The 19,409-nt window shown below is 64.4% G+C and carries 19 protein-coding genes and 1 pseudogene; 12 read left to right on the top strand and 8 right to left on the bottom strand.

The window, feature by feature from the left end:
• Positions 1 to 28: 28 nt before the first annotated feature.
• Both WBG56_RS14825 and WBG56_RS14820 read right to left on the bottom strand, forming a co-directional pair.
• Positions 29 to 1,018, bottom strand: a complete 990-nt coding sequence (locus tag WBG56_RS14825; RefSeq protein ID WP_424269679.1) for a TRAP transporter substrate-binding protein — start codon at positions 1,016 to 1,018, stop codon at positions 29 to 31.
• A gap of 78 nt (positions 1,019 to 1,096) precedes the next feature.
• Complete coding sequence (locus WBG56_RS14820; RefSeq protein ID WP_424269677.1) at positions 1,097 to 2,317, bottom strand: CaiB/BaiF CoA transferase family protein; 1,221 nt, start codon at positions 2,315 to 2,317, stop codon at positions 1,097 to 1,099.
• A 127-nt stretch (positions 2,318 to 2,444) separates the two neighbouring features.
• Here WBG56_RS14820 and WBG56_RS14815 point away from each other — a divergent pair, with 127 nt between their 5' ends.
• The 4 genes from WBG56_RS14815 to WBG56_RS14800 all read left to right on the top strand — a co-directional run bounded on the left by WBG56_RS14815 (position 2,445) and on the right by WBG56_RS14800 (position 5,835).
• Positions 2,445 to 3,383 carry a LysR substrate-binding domain-containing protein gene (locus WBG56_RS14815; protein WP_424269675.1) on the top strand — a complete coding sequence of 313 codons (939 nt, stop codon included), beginning with the start codon at positions 2,445 to 2,447 and terminating at the stop codon, positions 3,381 to 3,383.
• Between the two features lie 149 nt (positions 3,384 to 3,532).
• On the top strand, positions 3,533 to 4,243 hold the full coding sequence (locus WBG56_RS14810; RefSeq protein WP_424269673.1) for a ferredoxin--NADP reductase: 711 nt from the start codon (positions 3,533 to 3,535) through the stop codon (positions 4,241 to 4,243).
• Positions 4,244 to 4,269: 26 nt separating this feature from the next.
• Positions 4,270 to 5,001: a type 1 glutamine amidotransferase gene (locus WBG56_RS14805; RefSeq protein WP_424269671.1), complete on the top strand. Its 732-nt coding sequence runs from the start codon at positions 4,270 to 4,272 to the stop codon at positions 4,999 to 5,001.
• 57 nt (positions 5,002 to 5,058) lie between these two features.
• Entirely contained in the window at positions 5,059 to 5,835 is a 777-nt protein-coding gene (locus WBG56_RS14800) for a MipA/OmpV family protein (RefSeq protein ID WP_424269669.1), read from the top strand.
• Here the strand turns inward: WBG56_RS14800 and WBG56_RS14795 are convergent.
• Genes WBG56_RS14795 through wrbA form a run of 4 tightly spaced genes read right to left on the bottom strand, consistent with a single transcriptional unit; the run spans position 5,823 to position 8,940 of the window.
• Positions 5,823 to 6,743: a Rossmann-like and DUF2520 domain-containing protein gene (locus tag WBG56_RS14795; protein WP_424269667.1), complete on the bottom strand. Its 921-nt coding sequence runs from the start codon at positions 6,741 to 6,743 to the stop codon at positions 5,823 to 5,825. The two genes, WBG56_RS14800 and WBG56_RS14795, sit on opposite strands and share 13 nt — an antisense overlap.
• Positions 6,740 to 7,345 (bottom strand): sulfite oxidase heme-binding subunit YedZ, encoded by a 606-nt coding sequence (locus tag WBG56_RS14790; protein WP_424269665.1) that lies wholly within the window; start codon positions 7,343 to 7,345, stop codon positions 6,740 to 6,742. Before WBG56_RS14790 ends, WBG56_RS14795 begins: the two co-directional genes overlap by 4 nt.
• Entirely contained in the window at positions 7,345 to 8,307 is a 963-nt protein-coding gene (gene msrP, locus WBG56_RS14785) for a protein-methionine-sulfoxide reductase catalytic subunit MsrP (protein ID WP_424269663.1), read from the bottom strand. Before msrP ends, WBG56_RS14790 begins: the two co-directional genes overlap by 1 nt.
• Before the next feature lie 42 nt (positions 8,308 to 8,349).
• On the bottom strand, positions 8,350 to 8,940 hold the full coding sequence (gene wrbA, locus WBG56_RS14780; RefSeq protein WP_424269661.1) for an NAD(P)H:quinone oxidoreductase: 591 nt from the start codon (positions 8,938 to 8,940) through the stop codon (positions 8,350 to 8,352).
• Between the two features lie 175 nt (positions 8,941 to 9,115).
• On the opposite strand from wrbA, the gene WBG56_RS14775 reads away from it, so the two are divergent.
• Positions 9,116 to 11,005 carry an ABC transporter ATP-binding protein gene (locus WBG56_RS14775; protein WP_424269659.1) on the top strand — a complete coding sequence of 630 codons (1,890 nt, stop codon included), beginning with the start codon at positions 9,116 to 9,118 and terminating at the stop codon, positions 11,003 to 11,005.
• On the opposite strand, the gene WBG56_RS14770 is transcribed toward WBG56_RS14775, so the two are convergent.
• Positions 10,995 to 11,612, bottom strand: coding sequence for a glutathione S-transferase family protein (locus WBG56_RS14770; protein WP_424269657.1), 618 nt, complete (start codon positions 11,610 to 11,612; stop codon positions 10,995 to 10,997). The two genes, WBG56_RS14775 and WBG56_RS14770, sit on opposite strands and share 11 nt — an antisense overlap.
• A gap of 213 nt (positions 11,613 to 11,825) precedes the next feature.
• Here WBG56_RS14770 and WBG56_RS14765 point away from each other — a divergent pair, with 213 nt between their 5' ends.
• The 6 genes from WBG56_RS14765 (at position 11,826) to WBG56_RS14740 (ending at position 17,884) form a co-directional block, all read left to right on the top strand.
• Positions 11,826 to 12,128 carry an ArsR/SmtB family transcription factor gene (locus WBG56_RS14765; protein WP_424269655.1) on the top strand — a complete coding sequence of 101 codons (303 nt, stop codon included), beginning with the start codon at positions 11,826 to 11,828 and terminating at the stop codon, positions 12,126 to 12,128.
• A gap of 79 nt (positions 12,129 to 12,207) precedes the next feature.
• On the top strand, positions 12,208 to 13,407 hold the full coding sequence (locus WBG56_RS14760) for an MFS transporter (RefSeq protein WP_424269653.1): 1,200 nt from the start codon (positions 12,208 to 12,210) through the stop codon (positions 13,405 to 13,407).
• Between the two features lie 267 nt (positions 13,408 to 13,674).
• Positions 13,675 to 14,703, top strand: coding sequence for an amino acid ABC transporter substrate-binding protein (locus tag WBG56_RS14755; RefSeq protein WP_424269651.1), 1,029 nt, complete (start codon positions 13,675 to 13,677; stop codon positions 14,701 to 14,703).
• A gap of 77 nt (positions 14,704 to 14,780) precedes the next feature.
• Positions 14,781 to 15,977: an amino acid ABC transporter permease gene (locus WBG56_RS14750; RefSeq protein WP_424269649.1), complete on the top strand. Its 1,197-nt coding sequence runs from the start codon at positions 14,781 to 14,783 to the stop codon at positions 15,975 to 15,977.
• The gene (locus WBG56_RS14745) at positions 15,974 to 17,089 is read left to right on the top strand and encodes an amino acid ABC transporter permease (RefSeq protein ID WP_424269647.1); all 1,116 of its coding nucleotides are present in this window, start codon (positions 15,974 to 15,976) and stop codon (positions 17,087 to 17,089) included. Before WBG56_RS14750 ends, WBG56_RS14745 begins: the two co-directional genes overlap by 4 nt.
• A 33-nt stretch (positions 17,090 to 17,122) precedes the next feature.
• Complete coding sequence (locus WBG56_RS14740) at positions 17,123 to 17,884, top strand: amino acid ABC transporter ATP-binding protein (RefSeq protein WP_424269645.1); 762 nt, start codon at positions 17,123 to 17,125, stop codon at positions 17,882 to 17,884.
• 31 nt (positions 17,885 to 17,915) lie between these two features.
• Here WBG56_RS14740 and WBG56_RS14735 read toward each other — a convergent pair whose 3' ends face one another.
• Complete coding sequence (locus WBG56_RS14735) at positions 17,916 to 18,833, bottom strand: LysR substrate-binding domain-containing protein (protein ID WP_424269643.1); 918 nt, start codon at positions 18,831 to 18,833, stop codon at positions 17,916 to 17,918.
• 103 nt (positions 18,834 to 18,936) lie between these two features.
• On the opposite strand from WBG56_RS14735, the pseudogene WBG56_RS14730 reads away from it, so the two are divergent.
• Positions 18,937 to 19,296 (top strand): annotated as a pseudogene (locus tag WBG56_RS14730) (MFS transporter); the annotation flags it as partial.
• Between the last annotated feature and the right edge of the window lie 113 nt (positions 19,297 to 19,409).

Below are 19,409 nucleotides of genomic sequence, written 5' to 3'. Positions count from 1 at the left end.
TCCGGCGGCGTGGGTGAACAGGTACCGGCTACTTCTTGATCAGGGCTTCAACAGACTCCAGCAAACCCTTGGCCGCCGGGCTGATGGCTGCGTATTCCGGCCATGCCGTCTTGTGCGCCAGAGCCAGCCAGCTGGCGTAATCCTCCTTGCTCATGGCATGGACATCGACTCCCGCCGCCTTGAATTTCTTCACGGCGTCATGCTTGATCCGATCCTGTTCCTTGTTGAACGAAGGCAACGTGGCGTCCGCCGCTTTCTCGAAGATCTTTTTCTGCTCGTCGCTGAGACTGTCCCAGGTCTTGGTCGAGATCACCAGCGGCTGGAACACCACAAAAATGGTGTAATCCCCACCCAGCGTCGCATATTTCGTCTGCTCGTACAGGCGCATGCTCATAAAAGTTTCATAAGACGTCATCAAGCCGTCCAGGACTCCGGTCTGCATGGCGTTGTAGAGCTCGGTGGAAGGCATGGCGAAAACCGAGGCGCCAGCCGCCTTCAGCATGGTGTCGATCGTGCGATCGGCCCCGCGGAATTTCAGCCCCTTGACACTGTCGGGCGTGGTGATGGGCCGCACCTTGTCGGCAATTCCTCCTTCCGTCCACCACCAGGTCAGGATATGAAAGCCCTGCTGGCGCGCCACCTCTTGCAGGCGTTTTTCGTAGTCCGTGCCCTTGAAGCGCATCGCATCCTGCACACTGCTGATCGCCCCCGGCAAGATCGTGATGGAAAACTCGGGCGCCTTCCCCACGGCATAGATCAGCGGAAAAATGGACAGATCGATCGAACCATCGGCCAGCGCATCGATCTGCTTCAACGGGTTGCTGATCAGCGACGCGCCCGGGTAGACGCGAAACTTGACGGATGGGTCCTGCTTCTGCACCTCCTGAATGAACATCCGCGCCCCCGCATCCCGCCCATCTCCCTGGGGCCACTGGTGGGTCAGCTTCAAAGTCTTCGCCTGAACCGCCGTGACGCCCAGCGCGCACATCGCAGCCAGCAATAAGGTTGTGAATTTCATGTTTGTCTCCTGGATGGTTGGCACCCGTCCTCTACGTGACTGTGGTGCTGGGTCCTACTGTTTTAATCGGCCTGAGCGCTACGAATCCGCTCCCTGGAAAACCACCTGATCCTTCAATAGACGATCTATTTCGCCACCGTCCACCCCATACTGCCGCAGTACCTGAATCGTATGCTGCCCCAGTCGGGGCGGCGGCGATTGCACCGTGGCGCCAGCGGAACTCTGGCCGGCGGCATTGCGCATCAAAAACGGCAGCCCCACCTGGCGCAATTCCCCCAGATCCGGATGCTGGACGGCCTCCACCAACTGCATCTGATGGACCTGCTCATCCGAAAAGACATCGGCCAAGGTATTGATGGGCCCGGCGGGAATGCCGGCCTCGATGAAGAGCGGCGTCCATTCCATCCGGCCGCGCGTCTGCAGCCGCGCATCGATCAGTTCTTTGAGGGCCAGCCGGTGCTGGATTCGATCCGCATTCCGCTTGAAACGCGTGTCCTCGGTCCATTCGGGGCAGCCCAGCAAATGACACAGTCGCACCCACATTTCTTGAGTGGCAGGCGCAAGGTTCAAGGGACCATCGGCCGTTTGAAAGGTGCCGTACGGCGCAATCACCGGATGCACATTCCCGCACGGCTGCGGCACTTCGCCCAGGCTGAGATAGCGCTGGCCCTGAACGCTGAGCAGACCGATCAGGCTGGTCAGCAACGAACTATGCACATACTGGCCTTTCCCTGTCTGCTGACGCGCGACACACGCGCCCAGCACGCCGATGGCCGCCCACATGCCAGAGGTCAGGTCGCCGATGGCGGTGCCGACCCGCATAGGGCCGGTCTCAGGGGTGCCTGACAGGCTCATGAAGCCTGAATAACCCTGGGCGATCTGATCGAACCCGGGCCAATCCTTGGCCGGTCCTTTATTGCCAAAACCCGAAATCGACGCATAGATCAAACTGGGGCACTCGGCAGCGAGGCTCTCGTACCCCAGACCCATTTTTTCAGCAGTCCCGACGCGAAAATTTTCAACCAGGATGTCCGACTGCAGGGCCAGACGCCGCAATAAGGGCAAACCATCGGGATGACGGAAATCCACGCCCACCCCTTTTTTATTGCGATTGGCACTCAGATAATAAACGCTTATACCGTTATCGAACGGCCCCCACTGGCGGATCATGTCGCCGCCAGGCGTGGGCTCGATCTTGATCACCTCGGCCCCCATGTCCGCCAGGATCATGGTACAGAACGGCCCCGACAAAGCACGGGTCAAATCCAGAACTTTCAGTCCCTTAAGCGGCAGATCCACCGTTTTGTCTCCTTGATGTCTTTTCAACGATTCTAGGGACGACGTGCGGCGAATTGAAATAGTATTTACTGAGCCAGCAATCGGATTTACTTATAATCAACGGGTCGACACGCTGAAAGAGGCCAGGATGAATCTGAGGCAACTCAATTACTTCACCCGCATCGTCGAAGCCCAGAACATGACTCGCGCAGCGGAAATGCTGCACATCGCACAGCCCGCGCTCAGTCAGCAAATCACGTTATTGGAAGAAGAACTCGGGGTCAAACTGCTGAACCGCACGGCCCGAGGCATGCTGGCGACGGAGGAAGGCGAGCTGCTGTATCAGCACGCCCGCGCCATCCTGCGGCAGGTCGACAACACGCGGGCGCTGATTTCCCGCAAGCAAGGCCTCATCTCCGGCACGGTCTCCATCGGCATGGCGTCCAGCACCGCAAGAATGCTGGCGCTGCGTCTGATCGAACTGCTCAGAGCGCGCCATCCGGCCATCGTGCTGGAAATCGTTGACGTGCCCAGCGCCGACCTCACATCCATGGTGATGCAGGGCCGCGTCGATTTCGCCCTGGCCCCCGACCCAAAGAAACCCAAAGGCATGCACTGCCAACCCCTGCTGTTCGAGGACCTGTACTTATTCACCCATCCTTCACTACGGCACGACAACAGTCCCGTATCCCTGGAAGAAATGGCCCGCCATCCGCTGGTCCTGCCCAGCCTGCCCAATACACTGCGGTCACGGATCGAGCATGCCTTTTTGCAGCGGCACCTGTCCTACCACCTGCTGGCCGAGGCCAGCACTTCCGCCATCCTCATCCCCGCAGTCAAAGCCGGCATCGCCACCACCGTCCTGCCCTACTCCGCGGGTCACGACGAAGTGCAGCTTGGAAGCATCGCCATGCATCCCCTGGCCTTCGAACTCTCGCGGGAAATCTGCCTGTGCGTCAGCGAAACGCTGCCCATCTCCGTGGCCACGCGGGAAGTCCTCGGAATGTGCAGCCGCCTGGCCACGGATCTGGTGCTTCAGGGGGTCTGGCAGGGCTGCCGCGTCATCAATCATTCCGGCGGGCACTAGCCCCCCGCTTCCCAAGGGCCCGAGCGATACCCCTGCCGCCATCCCCTGAAAGCCGCCGGCGCCCGGCCGCACGACCTATACTGTTCCCGGATGTTCCGCCTTGCGCGACGAGAACACACTGTGATCGACCGTATAAAAAGGGGCACACCATGACGACATACGACGTCAAGCTCATCAGCAAACGGGAAGTGGCTGAGGGCACCATGGAATTCACGCTGGAAAAACCCGCTGGTCTGGACATTCGCGCCGGCCAGTTCTGCGACGTGAAGCTGCCCAGCCCTGAAGGCACGCCCAAACACGACGGCATGCACGGGTTTTCCTTCGTCAACGCGCCGTTCGAACCCCACGTGGCGGTCGCCACGCGGATGCGCGGCACGCCATTCAAGGAAGCCTTCAAAAAAACACCGGACGGCACTGTGGTCAAGCTGATCGCGCCGTTTGGGGATTTCACCCTGCATAAAACCGAATCCGTGCCGGCGGTATTCATCATCGGCGGTATCGGCATCACCCCGGTGCGCAGCATGATCGCACAAGCCCTGCACGACAAGACCAGCCACCGCCTGACCCTGATCTATGCCAACCGCACGCCGGCTCAGGCGGCCTATACCGCCGAGCTGCAGCAGATGGCCCGCCAGCACGCGAACTTCACGTTCGTCCCGGCCTACACCCAGGCCCGCGTGGACGGCGCGGAATACGGCCGCGTCGATGGCGACATGATCCGCCGCCACGTGCCCGACCTGGCTGCTCCCCGGTTCTACCTGGCCGGCCCCGAAGGCATGGTCAAGGCCACGCGGGCGTTGCTGATCGAGATCGGCGCCAACGAAGACAACATCCGCGCCGAAGAATTCGAGGGCTATTGATCCCTCGCCAACCTCTTGCATCACCCATGAAGATCGGTTTATTGCAATGCGACGACGTCGCCCAGCCTTTGATCGGGCGGCACGGCAACTACCCCGACATGATCCAGGCCTTGCTGCGGGCGGTCGACCCGGAACTGCAGTTCCAGGTCTTCGCCTGTCACCAGGGTCGGATGCCGGACCGCGCCACGGATGTGGACGGCTGGATCACCACCGGGTCGAAATGCGGCGCCAATGACGACGCCGACTGGATCGGGCGGCTTTCGGATTTCATCCGCGCGCTCTGGCAGACCCGCCAACCGCTGGTAGGCATCTGCTTCGGTCACCAACTGATCGCCAAGGCGCTGGGCGGCCGCGTGGCACGCAGCCCCCTGGGCTGGGGACTGGGCGCCTACCCGACCACCCTGGACCAGCAGGAACCCTGGATGACGCCCTGGCGCTCGCAGACGCTGCAGTTGCTGGCCAGCCACCAGGACCAGGTGGTCGAACTGCCGCCCCAGGGCCGGGTGCTGGCCCGCAGCGGTTTCTGCCCGATCTACATGATGCAGATCGGCAACACTTGCCTGGGCATCCAGGGGCATCCGGAATTTTCCCGCGCCTACCTGGAAGACCTGCTGTCCACCCGCCGGGACCGCATCGCCCCCGAACGCTTGCTGGCAGCCAGGCACAGCCTGCGCGGCCCGACGGACGATCTGCTGGTCGGCCGCTGGATCCTGAACTTCATCCGTCAGGGACAGCGACGCCCCACCGCCGCGCCTTGACGACGCCCATCGCCGCTACTAGTGCGCTGTCCGACTCTTGAACCACACCCCATGATCATGAATCCCCTTCGTTTTTCACGTCCCCGCGCTTCGCACCTGAATATCGCGCTTCTCCTGCTGGGCGTGTCCACCGCGCCCATCGGCGCCACATACGCGGCGGAAAACAGCGTCACCCTGGGGGCCGGCATCGCCGCCACGCCCCGCTACGAAGGCTCGGATCAATACAAGGGCAGGACCATTCCCATCGTCAATGCGCGGCTCGGCCGCTTCTACGCGCGCACCGAAGACGGTATCGGCATGAGCCTGATCCAGAGCAAGAACCTGACCCTGGATGCCGGCCTGAACATGATGTGGGGCTACGGCGGGGACGATGTTCCGCCCGGCATCGGCGGCCTGTCCGACGCGGTCGGCGCGCGGCTGGGCGTGTCCACGACCGTCGCCGGAACGATCCTCAGCGTGGCGGCGACCCAGGCCGTCACCCACCGCGACCGGGGCCTGCTGGTCGACTCCCGCGTGTCCTACCCATACGAACTGACCGACCGCCTGCGCCTGACCCCCAGCGTGGGCGCCAGCTGGGCCAACGAAAAGTACATGGACAGCTATTTCGGCATCAACGGCACTCAATCCAACCGTTCCGGCCTGGCGCGGTACCAGCCCACATCCGGCCTCAAGGACGTCTCGGCCCGGCTGACCGCCCGCTATGCCGTGACGGAACGCCTGAGCCTGACCAGTCTGGTCGGCACCAGCCGGCTGGTCGGAGAAGCCGGCGACAGCCCGATGGTCAAACAGAAAACCCAGTTCCAGACCCTGCTGGGCGGCAGCTATTCCTTCTGATCGGGCAGCGCGTCCAGCGTCTGCTGCATCAAGCTGACCTGCGCGGGGTCCAGCCGCCCCGCAGCCTGAGCCAAAGCGACTCCGCGCACGCACAAGCGGTCGTACAGGTCGCGCATGGCCGGGTCCACCGCCTGCAAGGCCTGCCGATGCAATCGCACGGTGCCGGCATCCCCGCGCGACACCGGCCCCGGCATGCCGCCCGCCACGCCGCTGCGGGCCAGCGAGGCCAGCGTCCCCCGCAACAAGGGCAGCAAGGCATCCAGCGCCTGCTGTTCCGTCGCCCCCCAGGACTGCCACAGACGCACGGCTTCGGCCAGCAACACATGAACATGCTGCGAGGCGTACCCGCCCGAGGCGTGATAGCGCGCCCGCGCGCCCGGCGGCAAGGTCAGCCCCGCACATCCCAGGCGCTGCGCCAGCGCATGCAGCCAGGCATCCAGCGGCGGCGCGGCCGCTTCGATCGCTACGGTGCAGCCCGGCAGGCTGCGCACCGCCGCCTGCGGATCGGCGCCGAATGCCTGCATGGGGTGAAAGCCGCCGATCCACGCGCCCGCGTCGGCGGCCGGCTGCAGCACCGCCACGGACGTCGCGCCGCTGCAATGCACCACCCCCTGGCCCGCGCGCCAGGCCACGGTCTCAGCCACCCCGGCAATCGCCGCGTCCGGCGTCGTGATGAACACCAGGTCGCAGTGATCGGCCACGCCCTGTGGATCGCAGGCCTGGCAAGCCTGCAGCATCCCGGCCATGGCGCGGGCGCCGTCCGGGCGGCGGCTGCCCACCCAGGCCACCGGCGCTCCGGCCTGCTGCAAGGCCAACGCCAGCGCCTGCGCCAGGCGCCCGGCGCCGATAAAACCCAGCCGCAGCGCCTCCAGCCGCGGTCCCGACTGCTCTTCAGATACAGGATTCATCGCATGTGTCTCTCTTGCCTGGCCCGATACCACCAGAACACGCGCAAGCCCAGCAGGATCGCCAGCCCCACGGCATACAGACGCGGTTCCATGAAATCATTCTTGCCCGCCCGCATCCACTCGAAATGCAGGACGGATAACGCAGCAGCCGGGTAGATCAGCCAGTGCAGCCGCTTCCACCCGCGTCCCAGGCGTCGCATCCAGCCCTTGGTGGACGTCAACGCCAATGGCAGCAACAGCAACACGGCCACCGTTCCGACGCCGATGAAATCCCGCTGCCAGATGTCCGTCCACATTGCGGCAGGCACACCGCCGCGATCCCAGATCGCCCAGGCGATCACGTGCAGGATCGTGTAGAAAAACGCATACAGCCCCAGGGCCCGCCGATGCTTCACCAGGCGCCCCCAGCCCGCCAGACGGCGCAGCGGCGTCACGCACAACACGATCCACAGCAGGGCCAGCGCCCAGGTGCCCGATGAGCGGGTCAGGAATTCCTGCGGATTCACGCCCAGGCCCTGGGTCGCCCCCAGCGCCACCCAACGCAGCAGGGGGAACAGGCCCAGGCCGTGAATGCATACGGTCAGCCACCCTCCGGAACGCATCAGAAGTTCTGCTTCAGATCCATGCCGGCATACAGCGCGGCGACCTCGTTCGCATAGCCGTTGAACGGCTGCGTCTGCAGGCGGGGCGCGAAAAAGCCCGAACCGATCCGCTGTTCGGTGGCCTGGCTCCAGCGCGGGTGCGGCACGGCGGGATTGACGTTGGCGTAAAAGCCGTATTCCCGGGGCGCCGCCCGCATCCAGCTCGTGACGGGGGGCTCGGATTGCAGACGGATGTGGACCAGGGATTTGGCGGACTTGAAGCCGTATTTCCAGGGCACGATCACCCGCAGCGGAGCGCCGTTCTGCGCCGGCAGCGCGCGCCCGTACACCCCGAAGGTCAGCAGCGTCAGCGGATGCATGGCTTCGTCCATCCTCAGGCCCTCGGTGTAGGGCCAATCCAGGATCCCCTGGCGCACCCCCGGCATGACGTCGGGCTGCACAACGGTCGTGAACACCACATAGCGGGCATCCGAGGTCGGCCCGACCCGCTTCAGCAGATGCGACAGCGAATAACCGATCCAGGGGATGACCATGGACCAGGCTTCGACGCAGCGCAGCCGGTAGACGCGCTCTTCCAGAGGCGCCAGACTGCGCAGGTCGTCCAGATCCAGCGTCATGGGATGCTGCACTGCGCCGTCGATTTTCACGGCCCAGGGCTGCAGCTTCATGCGCCCGGCATGGGCGGCGGGGTCTCCCTTGCCCGTGCCGAACTCGTAAAAATTGTTGTAGGTGGTGATGTCGCGCCAGCCATTGGGCTTTTCGGTCGTGGACCAGCGCGCATCCAGCGGGGCGTCGAGCACAGGACCGACGGGGCTGTCGTCATCGGCGGCCCGCGCCAGCCCGGCGGCCCCCAGCGCCAGGGATCCCAGCGCCGCCTGGCGCAGCCACCGTCGCCGCCCGAGCCAGACGGATTCGGGCGTGATCTCGGACGATGGAATGAAGGGTCCCTGTTTCGTGCGCATGATGTCAAACCTCCGGGCCGCAGGCGCCGCCGGCCCTCTCGTTTATTCCAGCTTTCCCGCAAACTGCACCAGGCGGCGGGCCTGGTAGCCGATGGCGGCTTTCACGTCATCCGTGAAAGGAGCGCCCTGGGTATGGCTGTACCCATACGGATTGCCGCCGACCTTGAAAATGGACGGATCGGTGAAGCCGGGCGCCACGATGACGCTGCCCCAGTGACATACCGTGGCATAGAAGGACAGAATGGTGGCCTCCTGGCCGCCGTGCGCGTTCTGCGCGGACGACATGGCCGACACAGCCTTGTTGGCCAGGCCGCCCTTGGCCCACACGCCGCCCAGCGTATCGATGAAGGCGCGCATCTGGCTGGCCATGACGCCGAACCGGGTGGGGCAGGAAAACAGGTAGGCATTGGCCCATTCCATATCACCCGCCGTGACGGCGGGAATATCGGCGGTCTTGTCGGCCTGGGCCTTCCAGGCTTCCTGGCCGGCAACCACCTGGGCCGGGGCCGTTTCCGGCGCTTTCAGCAACCGGACCTCGGCGCCCGCGGCCTTGGCGGCTTCGGCGGCGATCGACGCCATCTGGAAATTGGTGCCATAGGTCGAGTAATAAATGACGGCAAGCCGAACACTCATGCGAATCTCCTGGAAGGTTCAGATCAAGACCGCCGGATCGGACGGTCTTTTTGACTGTACGCCAAATTGATCCGGGTGTCCTGCGCTTCGTGATCAGAAACGGCGAGCGCCAGCGCCGCGCCCCGGATCGTGAAACGGCGCGCTCGCGACCGCGTAGAATGGGCCTCTCCACACCATGCGTTTCTCTACCCTGATCACCCCCCTGTTCCGTTGGTTCGAATCCCGGATCGCCGTCTTCCAGGAACCCGACGAGCGCATGCCGCCGACGTCGGTGGGGCGTTTCTATGCCTTCTATCTGGCCCAGGTCTGGCCGGTGTTCCTGGCCATCCTGGTGGTGGGGCTGGGAGTGGCCTCGATCGAAGTGGCCTTGTTCGGCTTCATCGGCCGTATCGTGGATCTGGCCAAGGAGATCCCCGAACCGGGCTTCTTCACCCGCCACGCACGCGAACTGATCTGGATGGCGCTGATCACGGTCGTCGCCCGCCCCGTCTTCAGCGGCCTGCACAACCTGCTGGTCAACCAGACCATCGTCCCCAACCTGACCAACCGCATCCGCTGGCAGAACCACCGCTACGTGATCCGCCAGAGCCTGGGGTTCTTCCAGAACGACTATGCCGGCCGGGTCGCCAACCGCATCCTGCGCACCGGCGATGCGTTGCGGGATTCCGCCGTCCAGTTGGTGGACGCGCTCTGGTACGTGGTGGTCTACACCGGCAGCGCCATCGCCCTGTTCGCGCACGCGGACTACCGGCTGGCCCTGCCGCTGATCGTCTGGATCGCCATCTACGCGGCCCTGCTGCGGGTCTGCGTGCCGCTCATGAAGGACCGCTCCTGGCAAGCCTCGGCAGCGGCCTCCAAGCTGATGGGCCGCATCGTCGACGGCTACGGCAACATCCTGACGCTGAAGCTCTTCTCACGCCGCCGGCAGGAAGAAGTCTACGTCGCCGAAGCGCTGGCCGAACAGACCGACAAACTGGCCCGCATGACCCGCGTCACCACCGCGCTGGACGCGGGCGTCACGGCCCTGAACAGTCTGCTGATCGCCGGCACGTCGGGGCTGGCCCTGTGGCTCTGGAGCCGGGGCGAAGTCACCGTGGGCGATATCGCGCTGTCCACCGGACTGGTCATCCGCATCAGCAATATGTCGGGCTGGGTCATGTCGGTCGTCAACAGCATCTTCTCCAACGTCGGGGCGGTGCAGGACGGCATCACTTCGATTTCGCAGCCCAGGGCCGTCCAGGACTCGGCCGACGCGCCGCCGCTGCGCGTCGCCGACGGCGCCCTGCGCCTGGAGGACGTGCATTTCCACTACGATCCGCGGCACCCTGTCTTCACCGGACTGGACCTGAGCATCCAGGGCGGGGAAAAGGTCGGCCTGATCGGGCCCTCCGGCGCCGGGAAATCCACCCTGGTCAGCCTGCTGCTGCGCCTGCACGACATCCACCAGGGCCGCATCACCATCGACGGGCAGGACATCGCCCTCGTCACCCAGGAAAGCCTGCGGGCGCAGATCGGCGTCGTCACCCAGGACACGTCCCTGCTGCACCGCTCGATCCGGGACAATATCCTGTATGGCAGGCCCGACGCGACCGAAACGCAAATCCTGCAAGCCCTCCGCAAGGCCCAGGCCGACGGCTTCATCCCGGACCTGATCGACCGGGACGGCCATCGCGGCCTGGATGCCACCGTGGGCGAGCGCGGCGTGAAACTGTCCGGCGGACAGCGCCAGCGCATCGCCATCGCGCGCGTGCTGCTGAAGGATGCCCCGATCCTGGTGCTGGACGAGGCCACCAGCGCCCTGGATTCGGACACCGAGGCCGCCATCCAGGACAGCCTGGACATCCTGATGCAGGGCAAGACCGTCATCGCCATCGCGCACAGGCTGTCGACCATCGCCCGCATGGACCGCCTGGTCGTGCTGGACCAGGGCCGCATCACCGAAACCGGCACCCATGCCGAACTGCTGGCCCGGGGCGGGCTGTATGCGCACCTGTGGCGCCGCCAGACCGGCGGCTTCATGGCGCCGGACAAGGCCGGCCCCGACATGCCCCGGCCTACTTCTTGATCAGCAGATCGTCCAGTTCGGCGGCGCGGCGGAAAGCCGGACGCTGGCAGACACGATCCGCGTATCGCTGGAATTCGGGGCGTTTTTCGATGGTGCCGAAATTCAGGCCCCAGGCGACCTGGGCGCCCACGTAGACGTCCGCCGCCGTGAACCGATTCCCGGCCACATAGTCGCTGGACGACACCGCCAGCGAGAGCGCGTCGATGACGGCGTCATAGCTGCCATACCCGACCACCGCCTGCTTCTTCGCATCCGGCACCACGCCCAGGACACGGGCATCGGTGATCGCGGCTTCCAGCGGGCCGGCGGCGAAAAAGAGCCAGCGGTAATAATCGGCCAGATTGTCCGGCGCGGGTCTCAGGCCCGCCTGCGGAAACGCATCCGCCAGATAGGCGCAGATCGCCGCGCATTCGGTGACGACCTGCTCGCCGTGACGAAGAGCCGGCACCTTGCCCATGGGGTTGATCGCCAGATAGTCCGGAGCCTTCATGCTGGTCCCGAAGTCCAGCACCCGGGTCTGGTAGGCGATGCCGGTTTCTTCCAGCATCCAGCGCGCGACGCGGCCCCGCGACTGGGGGTTGGTATACAGAATGATGCCATCGGACATGTGCGACCCTCCTGGGTGAAAAACGGAACTCCCAAGGGACAACGATAACGCAAGCGGCGCCGCCGAACGCCGTCCGGGGCCAGTCCGGGGCCCGGCAGACGCCGGTTGCGGCCCTCGGATCCGCCCCGATTGCCCGGTGCGCATGCGGCCGCTCCCGCGCATGGCAATTCGAAACAATTTGACGATTTGCAATATGTCGTCTAGTATCCCGTCATGGACCTCGATCTGGCACTCAAAGCTCTGGACAATACCCATCGCCGCACCGTGCTGTCGGCGATGCGGGATCCACGCACGCACTTCAGGCCTGTCGGCGGCACCGATCCCGCCGCCGATGGCGTCTGCGTCCTGCAGATTTCCGAACTCCTGGGCGTCAATCAGTCCACGGCCTCGACCTATATGTCGATGCTGCGCGACGCAGGCCTGGTCACGGCGGCCCGGGTCGGGAAATACACGCGCTACAAGCGGGACGAACACGCGGTGGCCGCAGTGGCTTCCGCCATCGTCCGGGAACTCTAGCCAACACGCCCAAGCCCCCGCATGCGCGTCCATTTTTATTTCAATACATCGATAAATTCCAAATCGTAGATATGAAATCATGACACTCTCTCCCAGATACCAAATCCTGCTGCTCGCGATGACGACCTTCGTCGCCGGGGCCAATGAATACATACTCGCCGGCATACTGGACCTGGTGGCCCCGGGCCTGAACGCCCCGGTCGCGCTCACCGGGCAATTGATCACCCTCTACGCATTCGTCTACGGCCTGTGCGTACCGCTCGTCATCGCCTTGAGCAGTCACATCGGCAGGCGCACGGTCATGATCACCGCCATGACGGTCTACGGGCTGGCCAGCATGCTCACGCTGCTGGTGAACGACTTCTGGGCGTTCGTCCCGCTGCGCATCATCCAGGCGCTGTCGGGCGGCACCGCCGTCGTGACCGCCCTGTCCACCGCCGCCACGCTGGCCGGCGTTCAGCGCCAGGGGCGCGCGATCGCCACCGTCATCATGGGGTTCACCGCGTCCCTGATCGTGGCGGTCCCGATCGGCCGGGAAATCGCCCTGCGCTTCGGTTGGCATGCCGTATTCCCGCTAATCGGGCTCTTGAGCCTGGCCACGGCGCTGAGCCACCGCATCGTCCTGCCGGCCTTGAGCCCCGCCGCCTCCATTCCGCTGCGCGAACAACTTGCCATCCTCCGGCGCCCGGCGATCATCGGAGGCCTGATGGTCACCGTGCTGTGGATGGCCGGATACGTCACGACCTACAGCTACCTGACTCCCTACCTGATCGACGTCCAGCATCTGCCCAGCGAATGGGTCAGCCCGGTGCTCCTGGCGTTCGGCGTGGCCAGCCTGGCGGGTTCGCGGCTGGGCGGCAGCCGCACCGACCGGCACGGGTTCCACGCAACCCTGGTCGTCTCCAAACTCTTGCAAATGCTCTTTCTGGCCACCCTGCCATTGGCCGCGTGGGTCCTGGCGCCCGGGTCGCTGGCGGCGGTGGCCGCCATCCTGATGCTGTGGTCGATATCGGCATGGGCCGCAGGGCCGGCCCAACAGGTCAGGGCCGCGGCGATGATCCCGGGGGCGCAAGGGGTCCTGGTGGGACTCAACCAGTCCGGCATGCAGATCGGCATCGCCATCGGCACCGCCCTGGGCGGCCTGGCGACGCAGACTTTCGGGCTGGCGGATCTGCCCTGGCTGTCCGTCGCCTTGATCCTGGCTTCCCTGATCCTGATGGCCGCCCTGCGCAGCCGCGCGCCGCAAGGCTACGCCAGCGGCTCGATCGCCGGTCGCTGAGCGGCCTGCCGCCCCGCCCGGCGCACAGGGACCTCCGAAGGAAGGATCGATCGGCGATCCGAAGCACCCATGGCTTCCGGCAAGGCCCGCTTCGCTTACCGGGGTTTCTCCCGGCTTTTCCTTTCAGGGCCGCAGTTCTATCATGTACCACCACCGGCCCAGGCCGGGGCGGCGGCAGTGCCCACCCTGCGCTCGCCGGCATGGCGGACATGATCACAGAAAGAACATCGGCTGCTTCGTCACTTCAAACCCAGAGGAGACTCACACATGCGCACCACCACATTCAAGGCGGCCCTGACCGTTCTTGCGCTCGGACTCGCAGGCACCTTCGCGGCCAGCGCCTCGGCGGCCACGCTCGCCGACGTCCAGCAGCGCGGCTATGTCCGCTGCGGGGTCAATACCGGCCTGCCGGGTTTCGCCGCACCCGACGACAAGGGCCAATGGACCGGGCTGGACGTCGACTTCTGCCGCGCCGTCGCCGCCGCCGTGCTGGGCGATGCCACCAAGGTCCAGTTCTCGCCGCTGCCGGATAAAGAACGCTTCACGGCGCTGCAGACGGGCGCCATCGACCTGCTCGCGCACAACGCCACCTGGACGCTGACCCGGGACGCGGAACTGGGCGTCAGCTTCACCGGCGTCACCTTCTACGACGGCCAGGGCTTCATGGTGAAGAAATCGCTGGGGGTCGACCACATCAAGGACCTGTCCGGCGCCACGGTCTGCACGATCACCGGCACCACCACCGAGCTGAATCTGGCCGACTATTTCCGCGCGCACAAGATGAAGTACACCCCGCTGGTGGTGGACAACACGGCGGCATCGATCACGGCCTTCAAGGACGGCCGCTGCGATACCCTGACGTCGGACTCGTCCCAGCTGGCCGCCTTGCGCGTCAAGCTGCCCAACCCCGACGATGCCGTCATCCTGCCGGAACTGATCTCCAAGGAACCGCTCAGCCCCGCCGTGGCCAAGGGCGACGCGCAATGGGACACCCTGGTCCGCTGGACTTACTATTCCATCATCCGCGCCGAGGAACTGGGGGTGACGTCCAAGAACGTCGACGAGATGATGAAATCGGACAATCCGCTGATCCAGCGCCTGCTGGGCAAAAGCGATCACATGGGCCAGAAACTGGGGCTGTCGGATCAGTTCGCCTACAACGCCATCAAGCAGGTGGGCAACTACGGAGAGATGTTCGACCATACGGTCGGCGCCCACGGACAACTGGGCCTGAAGCGCGGGGTCAATGCGCTCTGGACCGATGGCGGCCTGATGTACGCCATGCCCTTGCGCTGATCCCGGCTTACGACTAGCTGCTCCGTCCCTGTCAATACGTGCTGCCGGGCCCGGCCCGCGCAGCACGCCATGCATCCATGACAACGACCACCCCGCATTCCCATCGTCCCCCCGCGCGCCGATGGCGCAACGACCCGCATATCCGCGCCATCCTGTTCCAGGCAGTCGCCCTGGCGCTGGTCGTCTGGCTGGGCTGGACACTGTTCGACAACACCCTGGACAACATGCAGGCGCGAGGCATCCGCACAGGCTTCGGGTTCCTGGACAACCAGGCCGGTTTCGGCGTGCTGTTCTCGCTGATCCCTTACAACGAGAGCATGAGCTATTTCCGCGTGTTCCTGGTCGGCCTGCTCAACACCCTGCTGGTCTCGGCAATCGGCATCGTGCTGGCCACCATCCTGGGGTTCATCATCGGGATCGCGCGCCTGTCGAGCAATTGGCTGGTGTCCAAACTGGCGCTCGCCTACATCGAGATCTTTCGCAACATCCCTTTGTTGCTGCAAATTTTCTTCTGGTATTTCGCGGTCATCCGCGGCCTGCCCAGCACTCGTAACAGCCTCAATGTGCTGGACCTGTTCTACCTGAACAACCGGGGCATCTATCTGCCGGCCCCCCAGGCAGAAGCCGGCTTCGGCTTCGTGACGCTGGCCTTCGCGCTGGCCATCGCGGCCAGCCTGGGATGGTCGGCCTATGTCCGCCGCAGGCAGGAACGCACCGGCCAACGGCTTCCGGTGTTCTGGATCAACGCGGCCCTGATCATCGGGCTCCCCATCCTGGTCTTCCTGCTGCTGGGGATGCCGCTGCACTGGAGCATCCCCGCCCTGCACGGATTCAACTACAGCGGCGGGTTGAACTTCATCCCCGAACTGGGCGCGCTGCTGGTCGCGCTGACCATGTTCACCGCAGCCTTCATCGCCGAAATCGTGCGCTCCGGCATCGAATCCGTCAGCAAGGGCCAGCGCGAAGCGGCATCCGCGCTGGGCCTCAGGCCCGGGCGGTCGCTGCGCCTGGTCATCATTCCGCAAGCCCTGCGCGTCATCATTCCGCAGCTCACCACGCAATACCTGGACCTGTTCAAGAACTCCTCCCTGGCCACCGCCATCGGCTATCCGGACCTGGTGGCCGTATTCATGGGGACCACCCTGAACCAGACCGGCCGCGCGGTGGAAATCGTGGCCATCACCATGGGGGTGTACCTGTCGATCAGCCTGCTGATTTCCCTGAGCATGAATCTGTACAACCAGCGAGTCGCTCTCCGAGGGGGCCGCTCATGACCACGCCTGCCCTGAACACCCCGGACGCGGCGCCCGACCTGCCGCCCCCCAGATCGCAGACCGGACTCCTGGGCTGGGTCCGCAAGAATCTGTTCTCGACCTGGTACAACGGCCTGCTCACGGTCGTGCTGGTCTACGCCCTGGTCCGCCTGCTGGTCCCTCTCCTGGACTGGTCCCTCATCGACGCCCATTTCCTGGGCACCTCCGAAGCCGACTGCACGCGCGGCGCCGCCTGCTGGGTATTCATCAGCCAGCGCCTGAACTTTTTCATCTACGGCTTCTACCCCGACGCCGAGACCTGGCGCGTCAATGTCGTGTTCTTCATCATCGCGGCCTGCTTCGCGCCGCAGATGATTCCCGGGTTTCCCGGGCGCAGAGTGCTGCTGACGCTGGGCTTCACGGTGTTGCCCATCACCGGGTTCATCCTGATCTACGGCGGGCTGTTCGGGCTGCCGGTCGTGGCCACCAACAAATGGGGCGGCCTGATGCTGACGCTGGTGCTGGCCTATTCCGGCATGGTGGCATCCTTGCCCATCGGCATCTTCCTGGCCCTGGGCCGGCGTTCGAAGATGCCCGCTATCCGCGGCCTGTCGGTGGCCTTCATCGAGCTGTGGCGCGGCGTGCCGCTGATCACCGTGTTTTTCATGGCATCGGTGATGATCCCCCTGTTCCTGCCGCGCGACGTCACCTTCGACAAGCTGCTGCGGGTCTTCATCGGCATGAGCTGCTTCTGGGGGGCCTACATGGCCGAAATCGTGCGAGGCGGCCTGCAGGCGATTTCACCCGGCCAGTACGAAGCCGCCGACGCCCTGGGCCTGGGCTACTGGAAAAAGATGATCCTGATCATCTTGCCCCAGGCGCTGAAAACCGTGATCCCCGGCATCGTCAACACCTTGATCGCCCTGTTCAAGGACACCACGCTGGTCCTCATCATCGGCCTGTTCGACATCCTGGGCACGATCCAGTCCACGATTTCCGACCCGGCCTGGGGCGACGTGACGACGGAAGCCTACCTGTTCGTGGCCGCCATCTTCTTCGTGTTTACCTTTGGCCTGTCCCTGTACAGCCGCAACCTGGAACGCAAGCTGCGCGCCGGGGCCGGGGACGAATAGCCCAGGTATGAACCTCTGACACCCATAAAGCCCATGTCCAGCGAAACCGCCACCCCCAAAGAAACCGTCATCCACGTCGAAAACGTGCACAAATGGTACGGCCAGTTCCACGTGCTCAAGGACATCAATCTGACCGTGCAGCGCGGCGAGCGGATCGTGATCTGCGGCCCCTCGGGATCGGGCAAGTCCACCTTCATCCGCTGCATCAACCGGCTGGAGGAACATCAACAAGGACGCATCACCGTCGATGGCGTGGAGCTGACGGCCGACGTCAAGGATATCGAACTGATCCGCAGCCGCGTCGGCATGGTGTTCCAGCAGTTCAACCTGTTCCCCCACCTGACGGTCCTGCAGAACTGCTGCCTGGCCCCGATGTGGGTCAGCAAGACCCCCCGGCGCGAAGCCGAGGCCACGGCCATGGAATACCTGAACCGCGTGCGCATTCCCGATCAGGCGAACAAATTCCCGCCCCAGCTATCGGGCGGGCAGCAGCAGCGCGTCGCGATCGCGCGGGCGCTGTGCATGAAGCCGGACGTGATGCTGTTCGACGAGCCGACGTCCGCCCTGGACCCGGAAATGATCAAGGAAGTCCTGGACGTCATGATCGAACTGGCGCAGTCCGGCATGACGATGCTGTGCGTGACACACGAGATGGGCTTCGCGAAGACCGTGGCGGACCGGGTGATCTTCATGGACAAGGGGCAGATCATCGAGGAAGCGCCGCCGGCGGAGTTCTTCTCGCAGCCCAAGAGCGCGCGCACGAAATTGTTCCTGGAGCAGATCCTGCATCACTGAGGGCGCGGGGACCGCCAGGTCTTTCTTCCCATCACGGACGCGATGGGGGGCTGCCGCCAGCACCCGTATCCCAATGGTCGCTCAAGTAGTTCACGAACGTGGAGATCCGGGCCGACAGCGCCGTGTTGCGGTAGTACACGGCATTGATCGGCTGCCGCACATCCAGGGTGCGGCTGGAAAACAGTGGGACCAGGCGCCCTGCGGCACGATCGTGATGGGTCATGAAGTCGGACAGGCAAACGATGCCCGCGCCATCCAGCGCCAATTGACGCAAAGTTTCCCCGCTGGAGGCCGCGATGGTTGGCGTGATGCGCAACGGCATATCGTCCCGCGCCGGCAAAGGCCATTCATTGAGCACGGCAGGCTGTGTGAAGCCCAACAGGACATGATGAGCCAGGTCGGCGATGTTGCGCGGGCGCCCATGGCGCTCCAGGTAGCCAGGCGCCGCAAGCACCCGCAGGCGGCAGCTTCCGATGAACCGGGCGTGCAGCGTCGAGTCTTTCAGCCTGCCGATGCGGATCGCCACATCCGTGCGCTGCTCCAGCAAGTCGATCAAGCCGTCGTTGCTGGTCAATTCCAGATTCACCTGCGGATAGCGCGCCCGATACCCCGCGACCAGGGGAACCACGCCATGCAACATGAAGGGCGTGGCGGCATCCACGCGCAGACGCCCGACCGGCTGTTCGCGACGCGTGGACAGGTTTTCCTCGGCGTCCTCCACGCTGGCGACGATCTCTCTGGCCCGCTCGAGAAAGACAGCGCCTTCCTCGGTCAATTCCAGACGCCGCGTGGTGCGCTGAAGAAGCGTTGTGTCCAGCTTTTCTTCCAGCCGGCTCAAGGTGCGACTGACCGCTGACACTGTCAGTCCAAGGTGTTCCGCAGCACGCGATATCGCCCCCGTATCGACCACGGCGATCAAAGCCTGCATCTCATCCAGAGTTGACTTCATTATTGATATTAAATCAAACGTAATTTCATGAATATGGACTTTTTAGAATAAACGATCTGGCCCAGAATTGCATCTTCTCCATCTTCGACGCGAGACTGCAATCATGCCCATCGCTCTATTGGCACTGACAATCGGTGCGTTCGCCATCGGGACGACAGAGTTCGTCATTGCGGACCTGCTCCCTACGATCGCCGCCGACTTATCCGTCAGCCTGCCGGCCGCCGGGCTGCTGGTCAGTCTCTATGCGCTGGGCGTGGCCGTCGGCGCGCCAATGCTGACCGCCTTGACCGGCAAAGCGCCGCGCAAGGCGCTGCTGCTCGGCCTGATGACCTTGTTCACCATCGGCAACCTGGTGGCCTGGCAAGCACCAGGCTACGAATCACTGATCGTGACACGCATGCCGACCAGCCTGGCGCACGGTGTCTTCTTCTCGATCGGGCCGATCATCGCGGCCAGCGTGGTGCTGGCGTTGTTGATGACCGTCCGGGCCGGCCGGCTGGACCGACGCGATCGCGAAGGCCGGCGAGTGCACGCCGCGCCGCGCCGCATTTTCATTTAATCAAACAGGAGTTATTC

This window comes from Castellaniella sp. (assembly GCF_049671645.1).
Lineage (GTDB): Bacteria > Pseudomonadota > Gammaproteobacteria > Burkholderiales > Burkholderiaceae_B > Castellaniella.
Note: the sequence above shows the minus strand (reverse complement) of the source record. Positions and strands in the feature narration are given on the sequence as shown.

Bases quoted from the DNA above. Each gene is read 5' to 3' on its own strand.
- WBG56_RS14735 (WP_424269643.1), bottom strand. From the start codon at position 18,833: ATGAAGTCAACTCTGGATGAGATGCAGGCTTTGATCGCCGTGGTCGAT.
- wrbA (WP_424269661.1), bottom strand. From the start codon at position 8,940: ATGAGTGTTCGGCTTGCCGTCATTTATTACTCGACCTATGGCACCAAT.
- WBG56_RS14770 (WP_424269657.1), bottom strand. From the start codon at position 11,612: ATGTCCGATGGCATCATTCTGTATACCAACCCCCAGTCGCGGGGCCGC.
- WBG56_RS14765 (WP_424269655.1), top strand. From the start codon at position 11,826: ATGGACCTCGATCTGGCACTCAAAGCTCTGGACAATACCCATCGCCGC.
- WBG56_RS14805 (WP_424269671.1), top strand. From the start codon at position 4,270: ATGAAGATCGGTTTATTGCAATGCGACGACGTCGCCCAGCCTTTGATC.
- WBG56_RS14745 (WP_424269647.1), top strand. From the start codon at position 15,974: ATGACCACGCCTGCCCTGAACACCCCGGACGCGGCGCCCGACCTGCCG.
- WBG56_RS14795 (WP_424269667.1), bottom strand. From the start codon at position 6,743: ATGAATCCTGTATCTGAAGAGCAGTCGGGACCGCGGCTGGAGGCGCTG.
- WBG56_RS14810 (WP_424269673.1), top strand. From the start codon at position 3,533: ATGACGACATACGACGTCAAGCTCATCAGCAAACGGGAAGTGGCTGAG.
- WBG56_RS14755 (WP_424269651.1), top strand. From the start codon at position 13,675: ATGCGCACCACCACATTCAAGGCGGCCCTGACCGTTCTTGCGCTCGGA.
- WBG56_RS14825 (WP_424269679.1), bottom strand. From the start codon at position 1,018: ATGAAATTCACAACCTTATTGCTGGCTGCGATGTGCGCGCTGGGCGTC.
- WBG56_RS14760 (WP_424269653.1), top strand. From the start codon at position 12,208: ATGACACTCTCTCCCAGATACCAAATCCTGCTGCTCGCGATGACGACC.
- WBG56_RS14800 (WP_424269669.1), top strand. From the start codon at position 5,059: ATGAATCCCCTTCGTTTTTCACGTCCCCGCGCTTCGCACCTGAATATC.
- WBG56_RS14740 (WP_424269645.1), top strand. From the start codon at position 17,123: ATGTCCAGCGAAACCGCCACCCCCAAAGAAACCGTCATCCACGTCGAA.
- WBG56_RS14790 (WP_424269665.1), bottom strand. From the start codon at position 7,345: ATGCGTTCCGGAGGGTGGCTGACCGTATGCATTCACGGCCTGGGCCTG.
- WBG56_RS14750 (WP_424269649.1), top strand. From the start codon at position 14,781: ATGACAACGACCACCCCGCATTCCCATCGTCCCCCCGCGCGCCGATGG.
- WBG56_RS14775 (WP_424269659.1), top strand. From the start codon at position 9,116: ATGCGTTTCTCTACCCTGATCACCCCCCTGTTCCGTTGGTTCGAATCC.
- WBG56_RS14815 (WP_424269675.1), top strand. From the start codon at position 2,445: ATGAATCTGAGGCAACTCAATTACTTCACCCGCATCGTCGAAGCCCAG.
- msrP (WP_424269663.1), bottom strand. From the start codon at position 8,307: ATGCGCACGAAACAGGGACCCTTCATTCCATCGTCCGAGATCACGCCC.